Here is a 20,331-nt window from a genome sequence, read left to right on the forward strand (position 1 = left end):
CCAGTTTGTTCTAGTCGTTCCCTTCCAAAAGAAAGTAGGTGCTCTTTTACCGCAGGATATTTTTCAATATCCACTCTCAAACTCGGAAGAGTTCCTATTATGTACAAGCCCTGCCATTCATGCCCATACCGCTTAATATCCCTGCCTCTTAAAATTGGTCGTATAATATTTTCAGATTCTGAGCATTTATCTATCAATTCCTTCCGTTTTTCAGCAGTTATGATAAACGCCTCATTAAATCCCGTTTTGATTCCATAATTGATTTGTATATCCCACTCACGGAGTGGAGTACCGATTTTTTTCAATTTTTTTCTTTTGATTTTGTTTTTTCTATTTTCATCAACGACAATCCAACTGTTTGGGGTATTGAAATGGGTATTGAGGGTTGAGTGCTGTTGAAAAAAATCGCTAACTTTAATACCCCTATTTTTATCAACAAAAAATGTTTACTATTAATTTTTACTATTAATTTTGACATGAAAAGATATGAACTACGGATATATTCGAGTCAGTACTGATAAGCAAACTACTGAAAATCAAAGGTATGAAATTCAAAAATTTGCTGAGGAAAGAGATATTCCCATTGGGGAATGGATAACAGAAACCATTAGCGCGACGAAAAAGTTGGAAGAGCGCAAATTTGGGCGGTTACTCAAAAAAATGCAGAAAGGTGACCAGCTTGTTGTAACGGAATTATCAAGATTAGGCAGAAATCTAATGCAAATCATGAAAATACTTCATGACTGTATGGAGAAAGATGTCATGGTTTATACCATTAAAGAACGTTATGAATTAGGAAATAATCTGAATTCAAAAGTATTGGCGTTCGCTTTTGGGCTTTCCGCAGAAATTGAGCGCAATCTCATTTCACAACGCACGAAAGAAGCGTTAGCACGGCGAAAAGCGGAAGGGGTTATTTTAGGCAGACCAAAGGGTAGAACGGCTTCTTATACAAAATTAACTGGGAAAGAACATGAGATTCAGAGTTATTTGGAGAAAAAAATTTCTTATAGTGCGATAGGGCGGATTTTGGGTGTGCACAGATTGACTGTTTCTAGTTTTGTTAAAAAGTTGAAACAAACTGAAAGCTAGTAATTAGTCAGATTGTACGGAATAAAGAACTTAAGTAAAGAGAAAATTTAATATTTTCAAATTGTCATGGTTAAAGCGGTTTGAAGTTAAGTTAATATCGAAACTCAAAGTTAGCTTGTGCTTTTTAAATTTTTCTCTTTATTTAAGTCTTCAAAAAACTTAATTTTCATGGGACTTCTACACTTAACCTCCATTTTTCACAAAACACTATAAATTTTAATGATAGCTTTGTCTGAGATTATCGTATTTTTCAATAAAGCTAGGGTGTTTTTTTGTTGACTTAGCTGTAGAGGCTTACAAAATAAGCGTTTATTTACAATAAGCTGGATAGGTAGCATAAATTAAAAATCATAATTTTTGCTTATTATTCAATATAAATTATTTTATATCAGGTATTTGCAAATTTAATAAGTGGTTTGCTATATTTGTTAGTGTCTTCTTTGACTTTAAGACACTTAATTGAGGATAGTATGACAACCACCAATCAAGAAGAAATTATTAATATAATAAATGCGTTAAAAAATCAGGATGGGGCTTTGTTACCTGTTTTACATAAAATTCAAGATACGTTTGGATATGTGCCGCCTGATTCTATTCCACTCATTGCTAACGCTTTGAATTTGTCTCGTGCGGATGTGCATGGGGTTATCAGTTTTTATCATTATTTCCGCGATACGCCCGCAGGTAAGCATACGATTCATGTTTGTCGGGCGGAGTCTTGTCAAGCCATGAATTCAACGGCTTTAGAGCAGTATATCAAGCAGTCTCTTCATCTCGATTATCATCAAACCAGTAGTGATGCGCAGTATAGTCTTGAGCCTGTGTATTGTTTGGGGAATTGTGCTTGTTCGCCTGCGATTATGGTTGATCATGAGGTTTATGGGCGAGTAACCCCTGAGCGGTTTGATGAGATTTTAAAAGCATTATAAAAAAGGATGGATGGTATGGCGATTAAGGTTTTTGTGCCGTGTGATTCTAGTGCGTTGTCGTTGGGTGCGGAGCAGGTTGCACAGGCGATTTTGGCAGAGGCGCAGCGGCGGAATGAGGATATTCAGTTAGTCCGTAATGGGTCGCGGGGGATGTTTTGGTTGGAGCCGTTGGTTGAGGTGAAGACGACGCTTGGGCGGGTTGCTTATGGGGCGGTGCAGGTGAAGGATGTGCCGTCGTTGTTTGATGCGGGTTTTTTGCATGGCGCGCCTCATCGTTTGTCTTTAGGTCGGACAAAGGAGATTCCGTTTTTAAAGCATCAGGAGCGGTTGACGTTTGCGCGGGTGGGGATTACTGACCCTGTGGATGTTGTGGATTATGTTGAACATGCGGGTTTTCGTGGCTTAGAGCGTGCCTTGCAGATGTCGGGTGCGGAGATTGTCGAGGAAGTGATTCATTCGGGGTTGCGCGGTCGGGGTGGTGCGGCGTTTCCGACGGGAATTAAGTGGAAAACGGTGTTGCAGGCGAAGTCGGCGCAGAAGTTTATTGTTTGTAATGCGGATGAGGGGGATTCTGGGACGTTTTCTGACCGTATGATTATGGAGGGCGACCCGTTTGTACTTATCGAGGGTATGACGATTGTCGGTTTAGCTGTTGGGGCAACAAAGGGTTATATTTATTTGCGGGTGGAATATCCGCACGCTTATCAGACTTTGCAAACGGCTATCCAACGCGCTTATCAGGCGGGGTATTTGGGGGATGATATTCGCGGGAGTGGTAAGGCTTTTCATTTGGAGGTTCGTCTTGGCGCAGGGGCTTATATCTGTGGGGAAGAGACGGCTTTAATGGAGAGTATCGAGGGTAAGCGGGGGATGGTGCGTTTTAAACCGCCTTTGCCTGCCATTAAGGGTTTGTTTGGTCAGCCAACGGTTGTGAATAATGTGATTTCGCTCGCGTCTGTGCCGATTATTTTGGATAAGGGTGGGGCGTTTTATCGAGATTTTGGGATGGGTCGCTCGCATGGGACGTTGCCGATTCAGTTGGCGGGGAATTTGAAGCAAACGGGATTGGTCGAGAAGGCGTTTGGGGTGACGTTACGTGAGATTTTGTATGAGTTTGGCGGTGGGTCTGCGTCGGGTCGTCCGATTCGAGCGGTGCAGGTGGGGGGACCTTTGGGGGCTTATTTGCCTGAGTCGTTGTTTGATACGCCGTTAGATTATGAAGCCTTTAGCGCGGTTCAAGCCGTTTTGGGACACGGTGGCGTGGTGGCGTTTGATGACACAGTGAATATGGCAGCGATGGCACGCTATGCAATGGAGTTTTGCGCCATTGAATCTTGTGGAAAGTGTACGCCGTGTCGGATTGGGTCGACGCGGGGTGTAGAGATTATGGATAAGGTCATGTCTCATGAGGATAATCCACAGCAAATTGCTTTGTTGCGGGACTTGTGCGACACGATGTTGAGTACGACGTTGTGCGCTTTGGGGGGAATGACTCCGTTTCCTGTCTTGAGTGCGTTAAATCATTTTCCTGAAGATTTTGGGATGTCTAAACTCGACAAACACGCTGCTTAAAGAGAATTTGTTATGTCAACGTTGAATGAAAAAGATTTTGGTACACCTGCCAGTTCTGCGCATAAATTGGTGAGTTTGGAAATTGATGGTTTTAAGGTGACTGTGCCTGAAGGCACTTCGGTGATGCGTGCCGCTGCAAGTATTGGGATTGAAATCCCGCGTTTGTGTGCAACGGATAGTTTAGAGCCGTTTGGCTCTTGTCGGTTGTGTATTGTGCAGATTGAGGGCGGGCGCGGTTATCCTGCTTCTTGTACAACGCCTGTGCATCAGGATATGAAGGTTGTCACGCAGAATGAGAAATTAGGCAATTTACGGCGGAATGTGATGGAGTTGTATATCTCTGACCATCCGCTGGATTGTTTAACGTGTTCTGCAAATGGCAATTGTGAATTGCAGGATATGGCGGGCAAGGTGGGCTTGCGTGAAGTGCGTTATGGGTATTCAGGCAAGAATCATTTGCAGTCGTCAAAGGATGTGAGCAATCCTTATTTTAGTTTTGAGCCGAGCAAGTGTATTGTCTGCTCGCGCTGTGTGCGGGCTTGTCAGGAAGTGCAGGGAACGTTTGCCTTAACCATTTCGGGACGTGGTTTTGATTCGGTGGTATCGCCAAGTGAGCAACAGGCGTTTTTGGATTCTGAGTGCGTTTCTTGTGGTGCGTGTGTGCAAGCCTGTCCGACAGCAACATTGATGGAAAAATCCGTAATTGCGAAAGGTCAGCCTGAGCATGGGATTGTCACGACTTGCGCTTATTGTGGGGTTGGCTGTTCATTTACTGCGGAAATGAAAGGCAATGAAGTGGTGCGCATGGTGCCGACGAAGTCAGGTAAGGCGAATCATGGGCATTCTTGCGTAAAAGGGCGGTTTGCCTTTGGCTATGCTACGCATCCCGACCGGATTAAAAAGCCGATGATACGGGAAAAAATCACCGACCCATGGCGCGAGGTGAGTTGGGAGGAGGCTGTACAGTTTGCGGCGGAGCGGTTTAAAGCCTTGCAAAGCAAATACGGGCGTTATTCCGTGGGTGGTATTACTTCCTCACGTTGTACTAATGAAGAAACCTATTTAGTACAAAAGTTAATCCGTGCAGGTTTTGGCAATAATAACGTGGATACCTGCGCACGGGTTTGTCATTCCCCAACTGGCTACGGTTTAAAACGGACGTTGGGTGAATCCGCAGGCACACAAGATTTTGATTCGGTGATGGATTCCGATGTTATTATGGTGATTGGTGCGAATCCAACGGATGGACATCCTGTCTTTGGTTCTTTAATGCGCAAACGGTTGCGCCAAGGGGCAAAATTAATTGTTGTCGACCCACGACGGATTGATTTAATTAAATCACCCCATGTACAAGCCAATTATCATTTGCAATTACAACCCGGTACGAATGTCGCGTTAATCAATGCCATGGCGCATGTGATTGTGACAGAAGGCTTGGCAAATGAAGCCTTTGTCGAAAAACGTTGTGATTTACATGCTTATGAAAAATGGAAGCATTTCATTAGCCATCATCGCCACGCGCCCGAAGCCATGGAAAAAACCATTGGTGTGCCTGCGCAACAAATTCGTGAAGCAGCGCGTTTATATGCAACAGGCGGTAATGCGGCGATTTATTACGGCTTAGGCGTGACGGAACACAGTCAAGGCTCTACCATGGTAATGGGGATTGCTAACCTTGCCATGTTGACGGGCAATGTCGGACATTCAGGCGTTGGTGTAAATCCGTTGCGCGGTCAAAACAACGTCCAAGGCTCTTGCGATATGGGGTCATTTCCGCATGAATTCCCCGGATATCGGAGCGTTGCTGACCATGTTACCCGCGAGTTATTCGAACAAGCGTGGGGTGTTTCATTAGAAGCAGAACCTGGTTTACGCATTCCAAACATGTTCGCCGCCGCATTAGACGGTAGTTTTAAAGGCTTATATGTTGAAGGGGAAGACATTGCCCAATCCGACCCCGACACACAACACGTTTATGCCGCCTTGTCTTCTTTAGAATGCTTAGTTGTTCAAGATTTATTCTTAAACGAGACGGCTAAATTTGCCCATGTATTCTTACCGGGTTCATCTTTCTTAGAGAAAAACGGCACATTTACCAATGCAGAACGGCGGATTTCTCCCGTGCGTAAAGTCATGCCTCCCTTAGCAGGAAAAGAAGATTGGGAAATTACCCAATTATTGGCAAACGCACTCGGCTATCCGATGAACTACAGTCATCCATCAGAAATTATGGATGAAATTGCCCGCTTAACCCCCACGTTTACAGGGGTTAGCTATGCCAAATTAGACGAATTAGGCAGTATTCAATGGCCTTGTAACGAAGAAGCCCCCGAAGGCACGCCGTTAATGCACACCAAACATTTTGTGCGCGGTCAAGGTTTATTCGTACTCACCGAATATGTGCCAACGCCTGAACAAACCACGGCGAAATATCCGTTAATTCTCACCACAGGGCGGATTCTGTCGCAATACAATGTCGGTGCGCAAACTCGGCGGACAGAAAATGTGGCATGGCATAGCGAGGATAGATTAGAAATTCATCCCAGCGATGCTGAACTGCGCGGCATTAAAGACGGTGATTGGGTTGGCATTCAAAGCCGTGCGGGTGAAACCGTGTTACGGGCATTAGTCAGCGAACGGATGCAACCCGGTGTTGTTTATACCACGTTCCACTTCCCACAATCGGGCGCGAATGTGATTACCACCGATAATTCTGACTGGGCGACAAACTGCCCTGAATACAAGGTAACGGCGGTACAAGTCAGCCCTGTTTCCATCGCGGAACGCTCTGCATGGCAACAGCAACATGCGTCATTTACTGAAACACAATTACAATTGTTAGAACAACGGATGACGGTTTAATGACGGGATATTGTCCGCGTCACTTTACCAAATGACCAAATAAGCAGGATTTTAAAGTTTCTAATCCCGCTAATTCTGAAAATCTTGATTCAGACAAAAAAGACCTGCTAAGTTTTCAAAACCTAGCAGGTCTCTGTTTTATTTTGATAAATTTGGTAACGGTTTTTAGGCAGGGCTTTACAAAATGCAACCTTATACCCAACATCCCGTTGACCGCTGGCGTGCGCAACAACAAGAAACCTTAAGCGATGCTTTAGCCGAAGAAACGCCGATTGCTTTTTTTTATAACGGTTTACCCTATGCGGTGATGTTGGCAACACCACAAGATTTAGACGATTTTGCGCTAGGTTTTAGCATCAGCGAACAAATTATTCAGCATCCTGATGAATTAAAAGATTTATACCTATTGCCACAAGCAGATGGCATTGAAATTCATCTGGAAATTCCACAACAACGTTATGCGGAATTAGCGAATAAACAGCGAAATTTAACCGCTAATACGGGCTGTGGTTTATGTGGCACAAAGACATTACTGCAAGTCGTGCGTCACCCAACCCCCATTGGCATTGGCTGCACCTTAACAGATAAAAGCTTGCAATTAGCACTCACACACTTACAACATTACCAACCGCTCAACGCTGTGACTGGCGCGATTCATGCGGCTGCATGGGTAAACCTTGCAGGAGAAATCAACGAATTAAGAGAAGACGTAGGACGACATAACGCACTCGATAAACTTGTCGGTACAATACTAAAGAAAAAAATAGAGGTTAATCAAGGGTTTTTACTAATCACCAGTCGCGCCAGTTACGAAATGATACAAAAAGCGGCAACGATAGGGATTAGTTTAATCGTAGCGATTTCAGCCCCAACCGCTTTAGCCGTGCGTTTAGCGGAAGAAAGCAATATGACATTAATCGGCTTTGCACGGGGAATGAATCACACCATTTATACCCATGCACGGCGACTCATTCATACCATAACGGAGGAGAATAACTATGCAAACGGATAATTTAATTAAAATGGCGAATAATATCGGCGACTTTTTTAAAGCCGAGCCTGACCATGAACACGCCGTTCATGGCATTACTGACCATATTCAAAAATCGTGGGAATTACGCATGCGTCAAGCCATTATTGAACATTATCAAAAAGGTGGCGAAGGCTTAAGTGATTTAGTGAAAGAAGCGATTGGACGCTTACGCGCATAAACGTGATTTTATTAATAATGCAACTGAAATAAGGAGATACGTTTTTATAAACTATCTCCTTCTTTATATCTCCCGCCTTGAGTATTAAACCTTGATGATAAATTCTCCCGACATCCCTTTATTAAAGGTTAAAGCCCTATCGCGCTATTACGGACATGTTCAAGCAGTGAATAACTTAAATTTCACCGCACAACGCGGGCAAATTTTAGGTTTTTTAGGTGTGAATGGCGCGGGAAAATCTACAACCATGCAAATGCTCACAGGAACACTTGCACCCAGTGCGGGTTCTATTCAAATTGGGGGCTATGATTTGATAGAACAACCGTTACAAGCAAAACAACTAATCGGTTATCTTCCTGAAAATCCACCACTATATAAAGACATGCGTGTATCAGAGTTTTTACACTTTTGCGCACAATTACGCCATGTTCCCACCGCACAAAGAACACAAGCCATACAAACTGCATTAATAGACTGTGGTTTACTCACGGTCAAAAATCATGTTATTGCACACTTATCAAAAGGCTATCAACAACGCGTTGGTATCGCCCAAGCGATTCTACACAATCCTGCATTAATTGTTTTAGATGAGCCGACAGTTGGACTTGACCCGATACAAATTCAGGAAATTCGAAACCTTATTCGACAATTAGGCGAAAAACACTGCGTGATTTTATCAACGCATATTCTCTCAGAAGTACAAGCGTTATGCAGTCATGTACAAATTATTCATCAAGGTAAATTAATACTGACAGAAACGATAGAGGGATTATTAGCCCGTATTCAAACCCATTATTTACAGGTTGGTTTACGAAATCCGCCCACATTAATGGTTTTAGAGAAATTAACAGGCGTTAAACACGTTGAGATGATAGATACACAACATTTTAAAATCTATTATGATATGGAGAGTAATCCCGCAGAATCGCTCGTTATTCAAGCTGTTGCGAAAGGATGGAGCTTATTTGAACTGATACCAGAAAAACAAACATTGGAACAAGTTTTTATTCACTTAACACGCGGTCAGGATGGTCAGACCAAACCGCAGGCAGAACAAGCTTATTAAAACAACACACTAAGACCCATCGTTAACACTAAACCTAACGCATAAACAGTTCCACCTACCCAAACAATTGCCCCTAATGCAAGAATCAATAAAACTTGATAAGCAGTAAAAAGCACGAATAAACGATACATGATAAATACTCCTTCACTGTATATCACCTCACTTCATGAGACTTACCTATTATCAGTGCAAGGGATATACCAAAATAAAAATAAATAATTTTATGTTTTTAAAGCAATTTTAAAGTTATTTTTAATACATTCTTAAGAGATAAACCAACATTCTATGCAACTAGTCGGATTATGTTTATACGGAAAGACATATAAAAGCACCCTCACCACTAACAATATAACCCAAGTTTGGCAAAAAAGAACAAGTGGTGTGTCAACATTATGGGAATCCTTTCCAAGCGTTTATCGTCAATATGCAGTGTGTTATACGGATTTTTGGGAGGCGTATAAAGGGATATTACCCAGTAAACGTTACCGAGCGGCTGGGAGGGAGACAAGTTTAACTAATTATATAGAACGATTTAATAACACATTGAGACAGCGAGTCAGTCGCTTAGTTCGCAAAACGTTATCCTTCTCTAAGAAATTGCAAAATCACGTGGGAGCTATCATTTTTTTCATTAATCATTACAACTTATCCTTACTTGTTTAGCACTACCCTAATAACAAACGCATTACATGTAGTCCTTAAACTCATCTAGTGGCGAATCAAAATCATCCGTCATTTTAATTAAGCCTTTGGAACTACCAAAGATACGTTGCTTGCCTATTTCAGGCTGTTGTGTTTGAGTGATGATGGCTTTGATTTGGTTCAACACATTCAGTAATTGCTGGTAATCTTGTTCCGCAAGCAAAATGGCAGATTGTCCATGACCTAGCGAAAGTTTTAGGGGGTCATGTGTCGTCAAGGTTTGTTGTATTAATTGCTGTAACTGTGGACTCAGTTCCGATTGAGAAATGCTATACATGATTTAGATTCTCCTTATCTGGTATATGTCAGTTTCATTCATTATCATGTAAATAAAACCGACTGCAACAGAAAAATTACTGCTCATGTTACAGTAGCACCAAAATAAGGGGTAATTTAAAGTACTCCATAAACTGATTTTGGGAACTCCGTTAAGGGATTCCTGTGTTACAAGCTAAAGCAAACCATTTTCGTTAATCTGTGAATTCACTTGAAATGTGTACATAATGATTTTTCACTCTGTAAAACTAAATTTAGCAATTATTAACGATAATAGTATATATCCATTCCTCTCGTTCCCACGCTGGAGCGTGGGAACGAGGAAAAACTGTACTGAATATTTTGGATTTAATGCCACACATTGCGCTAAATGAATTAAGGCATTGGGGAAATCTGCTTGCTGTAAATAGGCATTTCCTTGCCCTTTGGCTAACATGCTTTCAAAACTTTGGATAATTTTGGTTGCGTCACTCATGGGAATTCTCGGGGGGTTGAATTATTGTTTTTTGGAGGATTAAGCACGTTCAAATAAATCATCAATTTCATCCGTAGTTGTATTATGTAGATAATCTTCATAATAATTAGATTTTAATGAATAAAAATATTCATCGTGTTGCTCTTTTATGTCAAATGCGTTGACTATTCTCTTTTTATCATTACTTGTTATAAAAACGCCTAAATCACCTGCTAGAGCTAGAACGTCAATTTTTTCTTCTATTAATTCCAGAAGTTTATCTTCAGCACCAGAATAATCGCCTTCTTCTATTGAACCGAAAACGTCTTCCGGTGAAAAATCATCACGAACGTAATACTCAAAATAAGTAACTACAGACTCGATAAAAGATGATATAACTAATTTTTGAGTTTCACCATCAAACTTACTTATTATTAACGAGATAGTTATCAAATCATCCCATTCTCCAAATTTAGGTATTTTCTCTTGCATAAAATTAAATACCCATTCTTGTGCAATTACCTTGTGAGTAAATGCCCAATCGATAACGTCAAGACCATTGCCAGAAGTGATGCCTGAACTTGAGTTCACTAAAAAATCGATTGCCTTAGCAATATTTGGCTCACTAGGTACAAGTGATGAATTATAAGCTCTTACAATTAAGATTAATTTTGCAATGTAATCAGGAAGATAATCTTTAAAAGAAACTAGAACGGCTTTATCTAATAATCCCTCCGCTAATCCCTCCGCAATATTGTTTGCATCGATTTCAGAAGTGATGTCTGAACTTAAGTTCACTAAAAAATCGATTGCCTTAGCAATATTTGGCTCACTAGGAACAAGTGATGAATTGTGAGTTCTTACAATTAAGATTAATTTTGCAATGTAATCAGGAAGATAATCTTTAAAAGAAACTAGAACGGCTTTATCTAATAATCCCTCCGCAATATTTTTTGCGATGGTAGAATTAATAATCTCGTTTTTTGAAAGATCGGAAAGGGTGTTTAGCGAATTGATTGTTCGTAAACTGAGAAAACCTGCTTTTAAAGAAACAGTGTCATTCGCATAGCGTCGCAAGATATAATCGCCAACGGATGGATTGAATAGATTAAAAAATGGTTCATTCTTTCCATAGATAACTCTCTTCAAAAAAGAACCTGTAAGATGTTTGATATTGAGAGAAAAATCTCTTTTGCCGTGCAAATTATTATGTTCAGGAATTGAAACATACCGTTGATATGCTTCGGATAACAGAGATTCATCAATACTACGCATATTTAGCGTAACCAGTAGAACCAGTGCCCTGCCGAAATCATCAAGTTGTACTGTAAAAGAATGTTCCCAGACATCGATAGGATTATCCAATGTCTTGGATATATAATTCCAATACTCTGCTATAGGAGTATCATCTGAACTCACTCTATCAGGATCAGTAATATAATTGATTAATCGAGGATTAAAATTTTGGTGTTTAATAACATCTCTGTAACGTTTATTGAGATAGATTTGCTCAATAAAGTCTTTAGCAAGATTCGAGTGCCACAAATGATTATAGAGGATTTTAGCCTTATCTAAGTTTGATAGAGAGTCTAGCGTTAACTCATATTCATTTTGGTCGAGCTTATTGTGCTGAAACTCGTCATGAAAAATTTTTCCCTGATTTAAAATCGTTGTGCGTGATGTAAGAAGTAATCGTGTATTTGGAGATTTTCGGACACGCCCTATAAAATGCACTATTTTACTGCCTTCATGTCCTGTCAATGCCTCTAAATAATTTCTTCCCAAAAAGTCATCAAAATAGAAGAGTTGTTTTTCACTGTTCTGAAAAACCTCCTCTGCCTCCTGAATATCTTCACTAATAACAAATAATTTAAAGTCTTCCAGCACATAATGTAAGAGTAAATGCCTTGCGAGCGTTGTTTTTCCAATTCCCGCAGAACCCGTAATAATAACCGTTCTTCGCGCTTCTAATTTTTTGATAGCACGATCATGATTTTCTGTTTTTATATATAAATGAGCACTCTCTCGAATAGACTTGAATTCATCATTACTGCGATCATAAATAGGCTTATTAAGCATGTATTGGAGTACATTAGTGCTTGACAACCAAAGTTTGTAATGTCTCCGTTCTACCTCTGCATGACGGGCAAGTAAATCATTTAAGTCTTCTTTACCGAAAATGTCGCTATCTTTTAGATACGGTGCAAAAATTTTAACTATTTTTGTTTTATCTTCGCGTGATAACGGGTGAGATAGCATGAGGATGTAACGAGCAGGCTTAAGCTTTTCTACTTTCGGTTTTTCCTCAGATTCCAGACGTGAAATGAGCGTGTTTAATGGTGTAGAAATCCAATGCTTACATTGCAGAATGGTTTCTTTTCCGTCCGATGAAAAAAATCGACCATCAACACCTCCATCTCGTCCTGCTTTAAAACGTTCGTAGCGCACACCGTATTCAGAGCTGAGTAAGTCCGTACATAGAACTTCAAACTCTTTATCATTTAGCGTTTTAAAATCGTAATCAGTCATGATTTGGTTAAATTCATCTCGTCGTTCATGATATGGGAGACGCTCTGAAAAATCATTTGTTTTACCGACATATAGAGCAATCTATTCCAGTTCTGTCCTCTCAATATGCAAAAATATAAAGGTCAGAAAATTTATTCCATTCTTCATTAAAGCTGTAAATATCAAACTCTAGGTTATTACCATTACCCAAAGACATTTTTCCATAAAAATCTCCATTTTCTAATGAATTTTTCATCTGCGTAAAGGGAATAAATCAATATATTATTTCAAAAAACACCTATCAATAATACGTTAGCACATAACAAAATTCACTACCCAAACAATATCCCTACCAACCCACAACACTAACAACATACAAACACTCACTGTGGAATACGCTACGCTATTCCACCCTACGCGAAATTGTCGACAATCTCCCATTATCCCCATTCATTCAATGTACTCAGTCGTTGATAAACTTCTAACGGCTTTTTCTTTGCGATATAAATGCAAATATTGGTGTCTAACAAATAACGCAATTTCACAACCACTCTTCCTGAGATTGGGGTACATCGCTCATACGTTCATTCATAAAATCGTCTGGCAACTGCGTTAATAACTCAAATGCCTGCGTTAGGTTAGCTGGCTCGGGATGTTTTAAACTGTTCTGCAATGTCTCTAATACTAACAAAACATTGACCTGTTGATTCGCCCATTCTTGAGGCAATTTAATTGAAAGCAAAGCATTTTCGTTAATCTGTGAATTCACTTGAAATGTGTACATAATGGTTTTTCACTCTGTAAAACTATATTTAACCTGAGTTCGGGATAAGCGATTAGAGCAAAGGAGTCAAATCGTTTCTGGCAATATTCAAAGAAGGCAGTTTATCCTGATAAGAATAAGTGACCAAACTTGCGACAACGTTAATCATATAATGGGTTAATGAACGATGCCGCGAGTGTTCTAAATCAAAGATATTTTTCAGCTGGTCATTAATCGTTTCGATGATACAATGCTTACGTAACAAAATCTTATCAAAAGCGGCGAATACTCGGGGTTTCATGTTTTTCTTCAAGGTGGTAATCAGTTCTACGTCATCTAAAGCCAATAACTCAGCTAGCTTTTTAGAGAGATAGCCACGGTCTCCAAAGACTTTACCGATGAAAGTTCTGTAGCCTGAGGAGTGGTAGAAGACAATAAGGGTGATGATTTCAGAAGGGCTTAAACTTCGAGTTCTACGTCTTTTTTTGCAGCCATCGTTGAGTTGAGTTTTTTCCCATTCAGGAATAAATGCGTTGCAGAAATCATCCACTTCACAAAACAATCGTGTTAAATTCATGGAGAAATAGGGAATGTAGAGATTTTATATTTTCTCAGACTCTATCGGGCTTGCCTTCCTTAGACCGAACTCAGGTTAATTATTAATCACCAGCAGTGTTAGAGAGAGATTATCTAAAACACGCGCCGCTGGAGCGACGCAATCTGCATTCCCACGCTGGAGCATGGGAACGAGGAAAAAACACTATTTTAGGAGTGTTTGTAACTGTAACTTATTGTATTGCTACAACACATTGAAAATTTGGAGGTTATATTTCAATTCATGATTAAATATGTTACTAAAAAAAGTGATCCCACTCAAAGATATTTAGTAGTTTTTCACACACAAGAAGCACGTGACGAAAAGCTATCAATGCCCCTAAAATGTAGAAGGTCTGATGCTTGGTTAGGAGAAGGCTTTTATTTTTGGCTAGAAGAAGAATTTGCCCATTATTGGGGTTCTGATTCTAAAAAACCGATATATTGCATTTATAAAGGCTATCTTCTTGATAAAAATATATTAGATGCTACTTTTTCAAGTAAGGGTTATTTTTTATTTGTACAACATATTGATAAAGCTATTGAGCATATTAAAAGAACTTATGGTCGTTCTCCTTCACTGGCAGAAGTTCATGCTTATCTCGCAGATAAGATATGGCATGGATTGAATATAAAAGGGATCATTTATGATGATTTACCAAAGAACTCCCGTTCAGGTGAAAGAATTTACTCCGAAATAAAACCGTTGTATTACAAAAAAAGAATTCAACTTGTATTGTTTGATTTAGATATTCTTGAAAAATTTGAAATTTATCAAGATAACCAAGAGGTCAAAGAAAATGAATGATTTTATAGAAATAGTAGATGAAGAATATGAAAACCTGCTAAAACTTGGTTTTGCCTTGATTCATGCAGAAACAAAGGAATCAATAGAAGAGTGGTTTCGCTATAACCGCGCTCGTATTGAGGAAGAACAATTTGAAGATTTTTGCTTAGGAAAAGCGATTGTAGTGACTTCCTCAAGTGAAGTGTCTATGATTAGTACCACTGATATTGAATTTGGTGCTAATGACGATCTATTTTTTAGCGAGGCTGCATGAATACAGAATCGCAAGAAATACAAATGAAAATTAAGTTGGAATCTGTTCAGGTTCTAAATTTAAATTTCAAGAGTTTGTCTATTGATAGCAGCATAACTCAAGAGATGTCCGTATCGATGCAGTTGTCTGTCACTCAAAATAAATATGATGATACAAACAAAAGATCTTTTATTGTGTCATTTTTGATTGATTTAAAACGTCAGGATGATTCATTAAGTATTTCTATTGAGGCTATCGCAATTTTCTCTACAACAGAAATTGTTGATGAGCAATTTCTGGGTTCTTCTTTTGCAACTGTAAATGCGCCTGCTATAGCATTCCCTTTCGTTAGGGCATACATTGCAAACTTTACACTTAACAGTGGATTTAATCCAATAATGTTACCTTCTTTTAATTTCCAAGCTATGCAAAGAGCAAAAAGTGAATTAAAAGAATAAAATAGTCATTTGCTTGATAACTCGAGAACAGTATCCTCAATAGATATTTTCAAAGCCATTCAGTTAATCTGCCTCCCTTACTAGGGAAGGCAAGCCCGATGAAACCTGAAAAAATATAAAATTTCTACGTTTTATAATTCTCAACGAGCTTGCCTAATAGCTTTAATAGGCTCAAATACAAACTTTAAAACGTATCCCCCGGAATACGCACATAACCTTCCATTAACACCCGTGCGCTACGACCCATCACGGCTTTAGTCGCAATCCATTCGCCATTGACTAATTTAGCTTCTGCGCCAACGCGTAATGTACCTGAGGGATGACCAAAACGGACGGCGTTACGTTCTCCACCCCCTGCGGCTAAATTGACCAATGTGCCAGGGATGGCAGCGGCTGTGCCGATAGCTACCGCAGCAGTGCCCATCATGGCATGGTGTAATTTGCCCATGGATAAGGCGCGGACATTCACATCAATATCGTCTAAAGTGACTTGTTTACCGCTAGATGAGACATAAGCTTTTGGTTTAGCAACAAATGCGATTTTAGGCGTGTGTTGACGGCTTGCGGCTTCTTCAAGTTTACTGATTAACCCCATGCGTAAGGCAGCGTGGGCGCGAATGGTTTCAAAGCGGGCTAACGCAGCAGGGTCGCCGTTGATGGCTTCTTGTAATTCTGTGCCCGTGTAGCCAATATCTTCCGCGTTTAAAAATACAGTGGGAATACCTGAGTTAATCATGGTGACTTTGAAAGTACCGATGTTTGGCACTTCTAAATCATCGACTAAGTTGCCCGTCGGGAACATTGCGCCTTCGCCATCGGCGGGGTCCATAAATTCAACTTGTACTTCTGCGGCGGGAAAAGTTACGCCATCTAATTCAAAATCACCTGTTTCTTGTACTTCGCCGTTGGTGACTGGCACATGTGCAATAATGGTTTTTTTAATGTTGGCTTGCCAAATACGCACGACTGCTGTGCCGTTTTCGGGGACACGCGCAGGGTCAATTAAACCGCTGAAAATCGCGAATGAGCCGACCGCTGCGGTTAAATTGCCGCAGTTACCGCTCCAATCGATAAACGGTTTATCAATCGCAACTTGACCGAATAAGTAATCTACATCGTGATCAGGTTGTGTGCTTTTAGACAGAATAACGGTTTTGCTGGTGCTGGAAGTCGCGCCACCCATACCGTCGGTGTGTTTGCCATAAGGGTCAGGGCTGCCGATAACGCGCAGTAATAATTTGTCGCGTGCTTCGCCTGCAACTTGAGCGGCTGCGGGTAAGTCGGTTAAGTTGAAAAATACGCCTTTGCTCGTGCCGCCGCGCATGTAAGTGGCTGGGATTTTAATTTGAGGAACTTGAGACATGTTGATGGTTTCCTTATGTAGGGTGGAATAGGCGTAAGCCGTATTCCACCAAATCCGTTGAAATTAAAATTAATCACTGGGCTGACAAAGGTGGAATACGCTGCGCTATTCCACCCTACATGGGATGTGAATTTATTCCATCGCCATTTGCTTTGTCATTTCTTGAACAATATCAGGGATGATTGATGTATTTGGATAGTCGGTTTTTGCATTATGTGTAAATGAGCTATATTGCCAATCTAATGGCTTTTCTACATAACCATGTTTAACAGGGTTGTAAAAAATGTATGCCAGATGATTGTTTAAATCACGCTCATCACGAATGACATGTTCCCAAAATCGTCTTTGCCACACTTGTTTTTCTTGCCGATGATTAACGATAGTTTCAATCTGTTTAGAAAAATGTTGTTTAATACATTTCCAACGTGTTGAGTAATCTATATCGCCTACAGGCAAGCTCATAACGCAATGTAAATGGTCAGGTAAAATGACAATCGCATGAATGTCAAAAGGTCGCTTTTTCTTTTCCTTACGAAAGGCTTCGCGTAACGCGTCAATACATTCAATTAAGATAGGTCTGCGTTGCCATGTCGTTAAGGTGAAGAAATATGTACCGCCATTAACGTAAGCACGACGATAATTAGACATATTTCAATCCAAAATATTGAACATGTTGAATATGTAGGGTGGAATAGGCGCAAGCCGTATTCCACCAGAATCAGCATATTAGCCCGAGCATGGTGGAATAGGTATAAGCTGTATTCCACCAAAATCAGCATATTGGCTTGGGTATGGTGGAATACGCTACGCTATTCCACCCTACATCTACATCGTTTAAGCCGCTTTCGCTTCTAAAAAGTCCTTGGCAAAGCGTTGTAACACGCCGCCTGCTTCATATACGGAAACTTCTTCGGCGGTGTCTAAACGACAGGTCACAGGGACGTTCACGGTTTCACCATTTTTGCGATGAATCACAACGGTTAACTCAGCGCGGGGGGTTAATTCGCCGATGACATCAAAGGTCTCAGTGCCGTCGATGTTGTAGGTGTGACGAGTTTCGCCCGCTTTGAATTCCAGCGGTAACACGCCCATACCTACTAAGTTCGTGCGGTGAATACGCTCAAAACCTTCTGCAACAATGGCTTCAACACCTGCTAAACGCACGCCTTTTGCTGCCCAGTCACGAGAAGAACCTTGACCATAATCCGCGCCTGCTACGATGATTAAAGGCTGTTTGCGTTCCATGTAAGTTTCAATCGCTTCCCACATACGCGTTACTTTACCTTCTGGCTCGATACGCGCTAAAGAACCTTTTTTTACATTGCCGTTTTCGTCGCGGCACATTTCGTTTAACAATTGCGGATTAGCAAAAGTGGCACGTTGTGCGGTTAAATGGTCACCGCGATGGGTTGCATAAGAGTTAAAATCTTCTTCAGGTAAGCCCATCTTGGCTAAGTATTCGCCTGCGGCACTGCTCGCCAGAATTGCGTTAGAGGGTGACAAGTGGTCAGTGGTGATGTTATCGCCTAATACCGCTAATGGACGCATTCCTTTTAAGGCACGCGCACCCGCTAATGCACCTTCCCAATAAGGCGGACGGCGGATGTAAGTACTCATGGGTCGCCAATCGTACAAGGGACTTTTCGCTTCTTCTACCGCGCCTAAGTCAAACATCGGAATGTAAACTTTATTAAATTGTTCAGGTTTCACGAATTGTTTAACAATTGCGTCGATTTCTTCATCAGACGGCCAAATGTCATTTAAGGTAATCGCTTTGCCGTTTTTGTCAGTGCCTAAAACATCTTTCTCAATGTCAAAACGTACTGTCCCTGCGATGGCATAAGCAATAACTAAGGGCGGAGAAGCTAAAAATGCTTGTTTAGCATAAGGGTGAATACGACCATCAAAGTTACGATTGCCAGACAATACAGCCGTTGCATATAAATCACGGTCGATGATTTCTTGCTGAATTTTAGGGTCTAACGCGCCGCTCATGCCGTTACAGGTGGTGCAAGCAAAAGCCACAATGCCGAAACCTAATTTTTCTAATTCAGGTAATAAACCTGATTCCGTTAAATACAATTCTGCGACTTTAGAACCGGGTGCAAAAGAGGATTTCACCCAAGGTTTACGCACTAAGCCCAACTCGTTGGCTTTTTTCGCTAATAAACCAGCGGCGACGACATTGCGAGGATTAGATGTGTTCGTGCAAGAAGTAATTGCGGCGATAATCACTGCACCATCAGGCATTTTGCCTTCTTTTTCTTCCGCTTGGGCTTTGTCTAAATTCACAGCAATGCCACGTTCAGCTAAAGCAGAAGTCGGCAAACGACGGTGTGGGTTAGAAGGGCCTGCCATGTTGCGAACAACAGTCGATAAATCAAACTCTAATACGCGCTCATATTCCGCATTGACTAAGCTATCTGCCCATAAACCAGTGGTTTTAGCATAGTTTTCGACTAAAGCGACTTGTTCAGCGTCACGCCCTGTTAATTTTAAGTAATCAATCGTTTGTGAATCAATGTAGAACATGCCCGCAGACGCGCCAAATTCTGGGGTCATATTGGAAATCGTGGCACGGTCACCAATGGTTAAATCCACTGCGCCATCACCGAAGAATTCTAAATAAGCAGAGACGACGCGCTCTTTACGCAAAAATTCGGTTAAAGCTAATACCACGTCAGTTGCAGTGATGCCCGCTTTACGTTTGCCCGTTAATTTCACGCCGATGATGTCGGGCAAACGCATCATAGAAGCGCGACCTAACATCACCGTTTCAGCTTCTAAACCACCGACACCAATCGCAATTACGCCTAAGGCATCTACGTGTGGCGTGTGGCTGTCAGTCCCGACGCAGGTATCAGGGAAAGCCACGCCGTCACGCACTTGAATCACGGGCGACATTTTTTCCAAGTTAATTTGGTGCATGATGCCATTGCCCGCAGGAATCACGTCCACGTTTTTGAACGCGGTTTTAGTCCACTCGATAAAATGGAAACGGTCTTCATTACGGCGGTCTTCCACTTCACGGTTTTTACGGAAAGCGTCAGGGTCAAAGCCACCGAATTCAACGGCTAAAGAGTGGTCAACGATTAATTGCGTTGGAACAACAGGATTGACTTTTGCGGGGTCGCCGCCTTGGTCAGCGATGGCATCGCGTAAGCCTGCTAAATCCACTAATGCGGTTTGACCTAAAATGTCATGGCACACCACACGCGCAGGATACCAAGGAAAATCTAAATCGCGTTTGCGCTCAATTAACTGTTTTAAAGAATCCGTCAACATCGCAGGGTCGCAACGACGCACTAATTGCTCGGCTAACACGCGAGAGGTGTAAGGCAATTTTTCATACGCACCTGCTTGGATTTCTTCCACGGCGGCGCGGGTATCAAAGAAATCTAAATTAGTACCAGCTAAAGGCTTGCGGTAATTTGTATTCAT

The 20,331-nt window shown here is 41.2% G+C and carries 21 protein-coding genes; 11 read left to right on the forward strand and 10 right to left on the reverse strand.

Annotated elements, in window-relative coordinates; all coding sequences use genetic code 11:
• Nucleotides 1-305: hypothetical protein (locus BEGALDRAFT_RS19580; protein ID WP_232281991.1), on the reverse strand; the 305-nt coding region annotated here is incomplete at its 3' end.
• Nucleotides 306-486: 181 nt separating this feature from the next.
• Here BEGALDRAFT_RS19580 and BEGALDRAFT_RS16250 point away from each other — a divergent pair.
• The 7 genes from BEGALDRAFT_RS16250 (at nt 487) to BEGALDRAFT_RS16280 (ending at nt 8,732) form a co-directional block, all read left to right on the forward strand.
• On the forward strand, nt 487-1,092 hold the full coding sequence (locus BEGALDRAFT_RS16250; RefSeq protein WP_002691885.1) for a master DNA invertase Mpi family serine-type recombinase: 606 nt from the start codon (nt 487-489) through the stop codon (nt 1,090-1,092).
• A 470-nt stretch (nt 1,093-1,562) separates the two neighbouring features.
• Nucleotides 1,563-2,021, forward strand: a complete 459-nt coding sequence (locus BEGALDRAFT_RS16255; RefSeq protein WP_002691888.1) for a formate dehydrogenase subunit gamma — start codon at nt 1,563-1,565, stop codon at nt 2,019-2,021.
• A gap of 15 nt (nt 2,022-2,036) precedes the next feature.
• Complete coding sequence (locus BEGALDRAFT_RS16260) at nt 2,037-3,593, forward strand: formate dehydrogenase beta subunit (RefSeq protein ID WP_002691890.1); 1,557 nt, start codon at nt 2,037-2,039, stop codon at nt 3,591-3,593.
• 12 nt (nt 3,594-3,605) lie between these two features.
• The gene (gene fdhF / locus BEGALDRAFT_RS16265; RefSeq protein ID WP_002691892.1) at nt 3,606-6,455 is read left to right on the forward strand and encodes a formate dehydrogenase subunit alpha; all 2,850 of its coding nucleotides are present in this window, start codon (nt 3,606-3,608) and stop codon (nt 6,453-6,455) included.
• A 184-nt stretch (nt 6,456-6,639) separates the two neighbouring features.
• Nucleotides 6,640-7,467 (forward strand): formate dehydrogenase accessory sulfurtransferase FdhD, encoded by an 828-nt coding sequence (fdhD, locus tag BEGALDRAFT_RS16270; RefSeq protein ID WP_002691893.1) that lies wholly within the window; start codon nt 6,640-6,642, stop codon nt 7,465-7,467.
• Entirely contained in the window at nt 7,454-7,666 is a 213-nt protein-coding gene (locus tag BEGALDRAFT_RS16275; protein ID WP_002691894.1) for a formate dehydrogenase subunit delta, read from the forward strand. The genes fdhD and BEGALDRAFT_RS16275 overlap by 14 nt, the downstream gene beginning before the upstream one ends.
• A 94-nt stretch (nt 7,667-7,760) precedes the next feature.
• Nucleotides 7,761-8,732 carry an ABC transporter ATP-binding protein gene (locus BEGALDRAFT_RS16280; protein ID WP_002691895.1) on the forward strand — a complete coding sequence of 324 codons (972 nt, stop codon included), beginning with the start codon at nt 7,761-7,763 and terminating at the stop codon, nt 8,730-8,732.
• Here BEGALDRAFT_RS16280 and BEGALDRAFT_RS19625 read toward each other — a convergent pair.
• A complete protein-coding gene (locus BEGALDRAFT_RS19625) occupies nt 8,729-8,863 on the reverse strand; it encodes a hypothetical protein (protein WP_002691896.1) in 135 nt (44 codons plus the stop codon). The two genes, BEGALDRAFT_RS16280 and BEGALDRAFT_RS19625, sit on opposite strands and share 4 nt — an antisense overlap.
• 154 nt (nt 8,864-9,017) lie before the next feature.
• Between BEGALDRAFT_RS19625 and BEGALDRAFT_RS19020 the strand changes: the two genes are divergently transcribed.
• Complete coding sequence (locus BEGALDRAFT_RS19020; RefSeq protein WP_002691898.1) at nt 9,018-9,395, forward strand: IS1 family transposase; 378 nt, start codon at nt 9,018-9,020, stop codon at nt 9,393-9,395.
• A 22-nt stretch (nt 9,396-9,417) separates the two neighbouring features.
• Here BEGALDRAFT_RS19020 and BEGALDRAFT_RS16285 read toward each other — a convergent pair whose 3' ends face one another.
• The 5 genes from BEGALDRAFT_RS16285 to BEGALDRAFT_RS19025 form a co-directional block, all read right to left on the reverse strand.
• A complete protein-coding gene (locus BEGALDRAFT_RS16285; RefSeq protein WP_002691899.1) occupies nt 9,418-9,711 on the reverse strand; it encodes a DUF2281 domain-containing protein in 294 nt (97 codons plus the stop codon).
• Between the two features lie 234 nt (nt 9,712-9,945).
• Nucleotides 9,946-10,185, reverse strand: a complete 240-nt coding sequence (locus BEGALDRAFT_RS16290) for a hypothetical protein (RefSeq protein ID WP_002691900.1) — start codon at nt 10,183-10,185, stop codon at nt 9,946-9,948.
• Nucleotides 10,186-10,224: 39 nt separating this feature from the next.
• Nucleotides 10,225-12,693: an nSTAND3 domain-containing NTPase gene (locus BEGALDRAFT_RS16295; protein WP_002691902.1), complete on the reverse strand. Its 2,469-nt coding sequence runs from the start codon at nt 12,691-12,693 to the stop codon at nt 10,225-10,227.
• 520 nt (nt 12,694-13,213) lie between these two features.
• Nucleotides 13,214-13,456 carry an AbrB/MazE/SpoVT family DNA-binding domain-containing protein gene (locus tag BEGALDRAFT_RS16300; protein WP_002691904.1) on the reverse strand — a complete coding sequence of 81 codons (243 nt, stop codon included), beginning with the start codon at nt 13,454-13,456 and terminating at the stop codon, nt 13,214-13,216.
• Nucleotides 13,457-13,508: 52 nt separating this feature from the next.
• On the reverse strand, nt 13,509-14,012 hold the full coding sequence (locus BEGALDRAFT_RS19025; protein ID WP_002691906.1) for a transposase: 504 nt from the start codon (nt 14,010-14,012) through the stop codon (nt 13,509-13,511).
• 261 nt (nt 14,013-14,273) lie between these two features.
• Between BEGALDRAFT_RS19025 and BEGALDRAFT_RS16310 the strand changes: the two genes are divergently transcribed.
• Genes BEGALDRAFT_RS16310 through BEGALDRAFT_RS18540 form a run of 3 tightly spaced genes read left to right on the forward strand, consistent with a single transcriptional unit; the run spans nt 14,274 to nt 15,527 of the window.
• Complete coding sequence (locus tag BEGALDRAFT_RS16310; RefSeq protein ID WP_002691908.1) at nt 14,274-14,837, forward strand: hypothetical protein; 564 nt, start codon at nt 14,274-14,276, stop codon at nt 14,835-14,837.
• Nucleotides 14,830-15,090 carry a hypothetical protein gene (locus BEGALDRAFT_RS16315; protein ID WP_002691909.1) on the forward strand — a complete coding sequence of 87 codons (261 nt, stop codon included), beginning with the start codon at nt 14,830-14,832 and terminating at the stop codon, nt 15,088-15,090. The genes BEGALDRAFT_RS16310 and BEGALDRAFT_RS16315 overlap by 8 nt, the downstream gene beginning before the upstream one ends.
• Nucleotides 15,087-15,527, forward strand: coding sequence for a protein-export chaperone SecB (locus BEGALDRAFT_RS18540; protein WP_002691911.1), 441 nt, complete (start codon nt 15,087-15,089; stop codon nt 15,525-15,527). The genes BEGALDRAFT_RS16315 and BEGALDRAFT_RS18540 overlap by 4 nt, the downstream gene beginning before the upstream one ends.
• 184 nt (nt 15,528-15,711) lie before the next feature.
• Here the strand turns inward: BEGALDRAFT_RS18540 and prpF are convergent, their stop codons facing one another.
• From prpF to acnD, 3 genes are all read right to left on the reverse strand, one after another.
• A complete protein-coding gene (gene prpF / locus BEGALDRAFT_RS16325) occupies nt 15,712-16,890 on the reverse strand; it encodes a 2-methylaconitate cis-trans isomerase PrpF (RefSeq protein ID WP_002691913.1) in 1,179 nt (392 codons plus the stop codon).
• A 132-nt stretch (nt 16,891-17,022) separates the two neighbouring features.
• Nucleotides 17,023-17,538, reverse strand: coding sequence for an REP-associated tyrosine transposase (locus BEGALDRAFT_RS16330; RefSeq protein WP_002691915.1), 516 nt, complete (start codon nt 17,536-17,538; stop codon nt 17,023-17,025).
• Nucleotides 17,539-17,724: 186 nt separating this feature from the next.
• Entirely contained in the window at nt 17,725-20,331 is a 2,607-nt protein-coding gene (acnD, locus tag BEGALDRAFT_RS16335; RefSeq protein WP_002691917.1) for a Fe/S-dependent 2-methylisocitrate dehydratase AcnD, read from the reverse strand.

Source organism: Beggiatoa alba B18LD, assembly GCF_000245015.1.
Classification (GTDB): Bacteria; Pseudomonadota; Gammaproteobacteria; order Beggiatoales; family Beggiatoaceae; genus Beggiatoa; species Beggiatoa alba.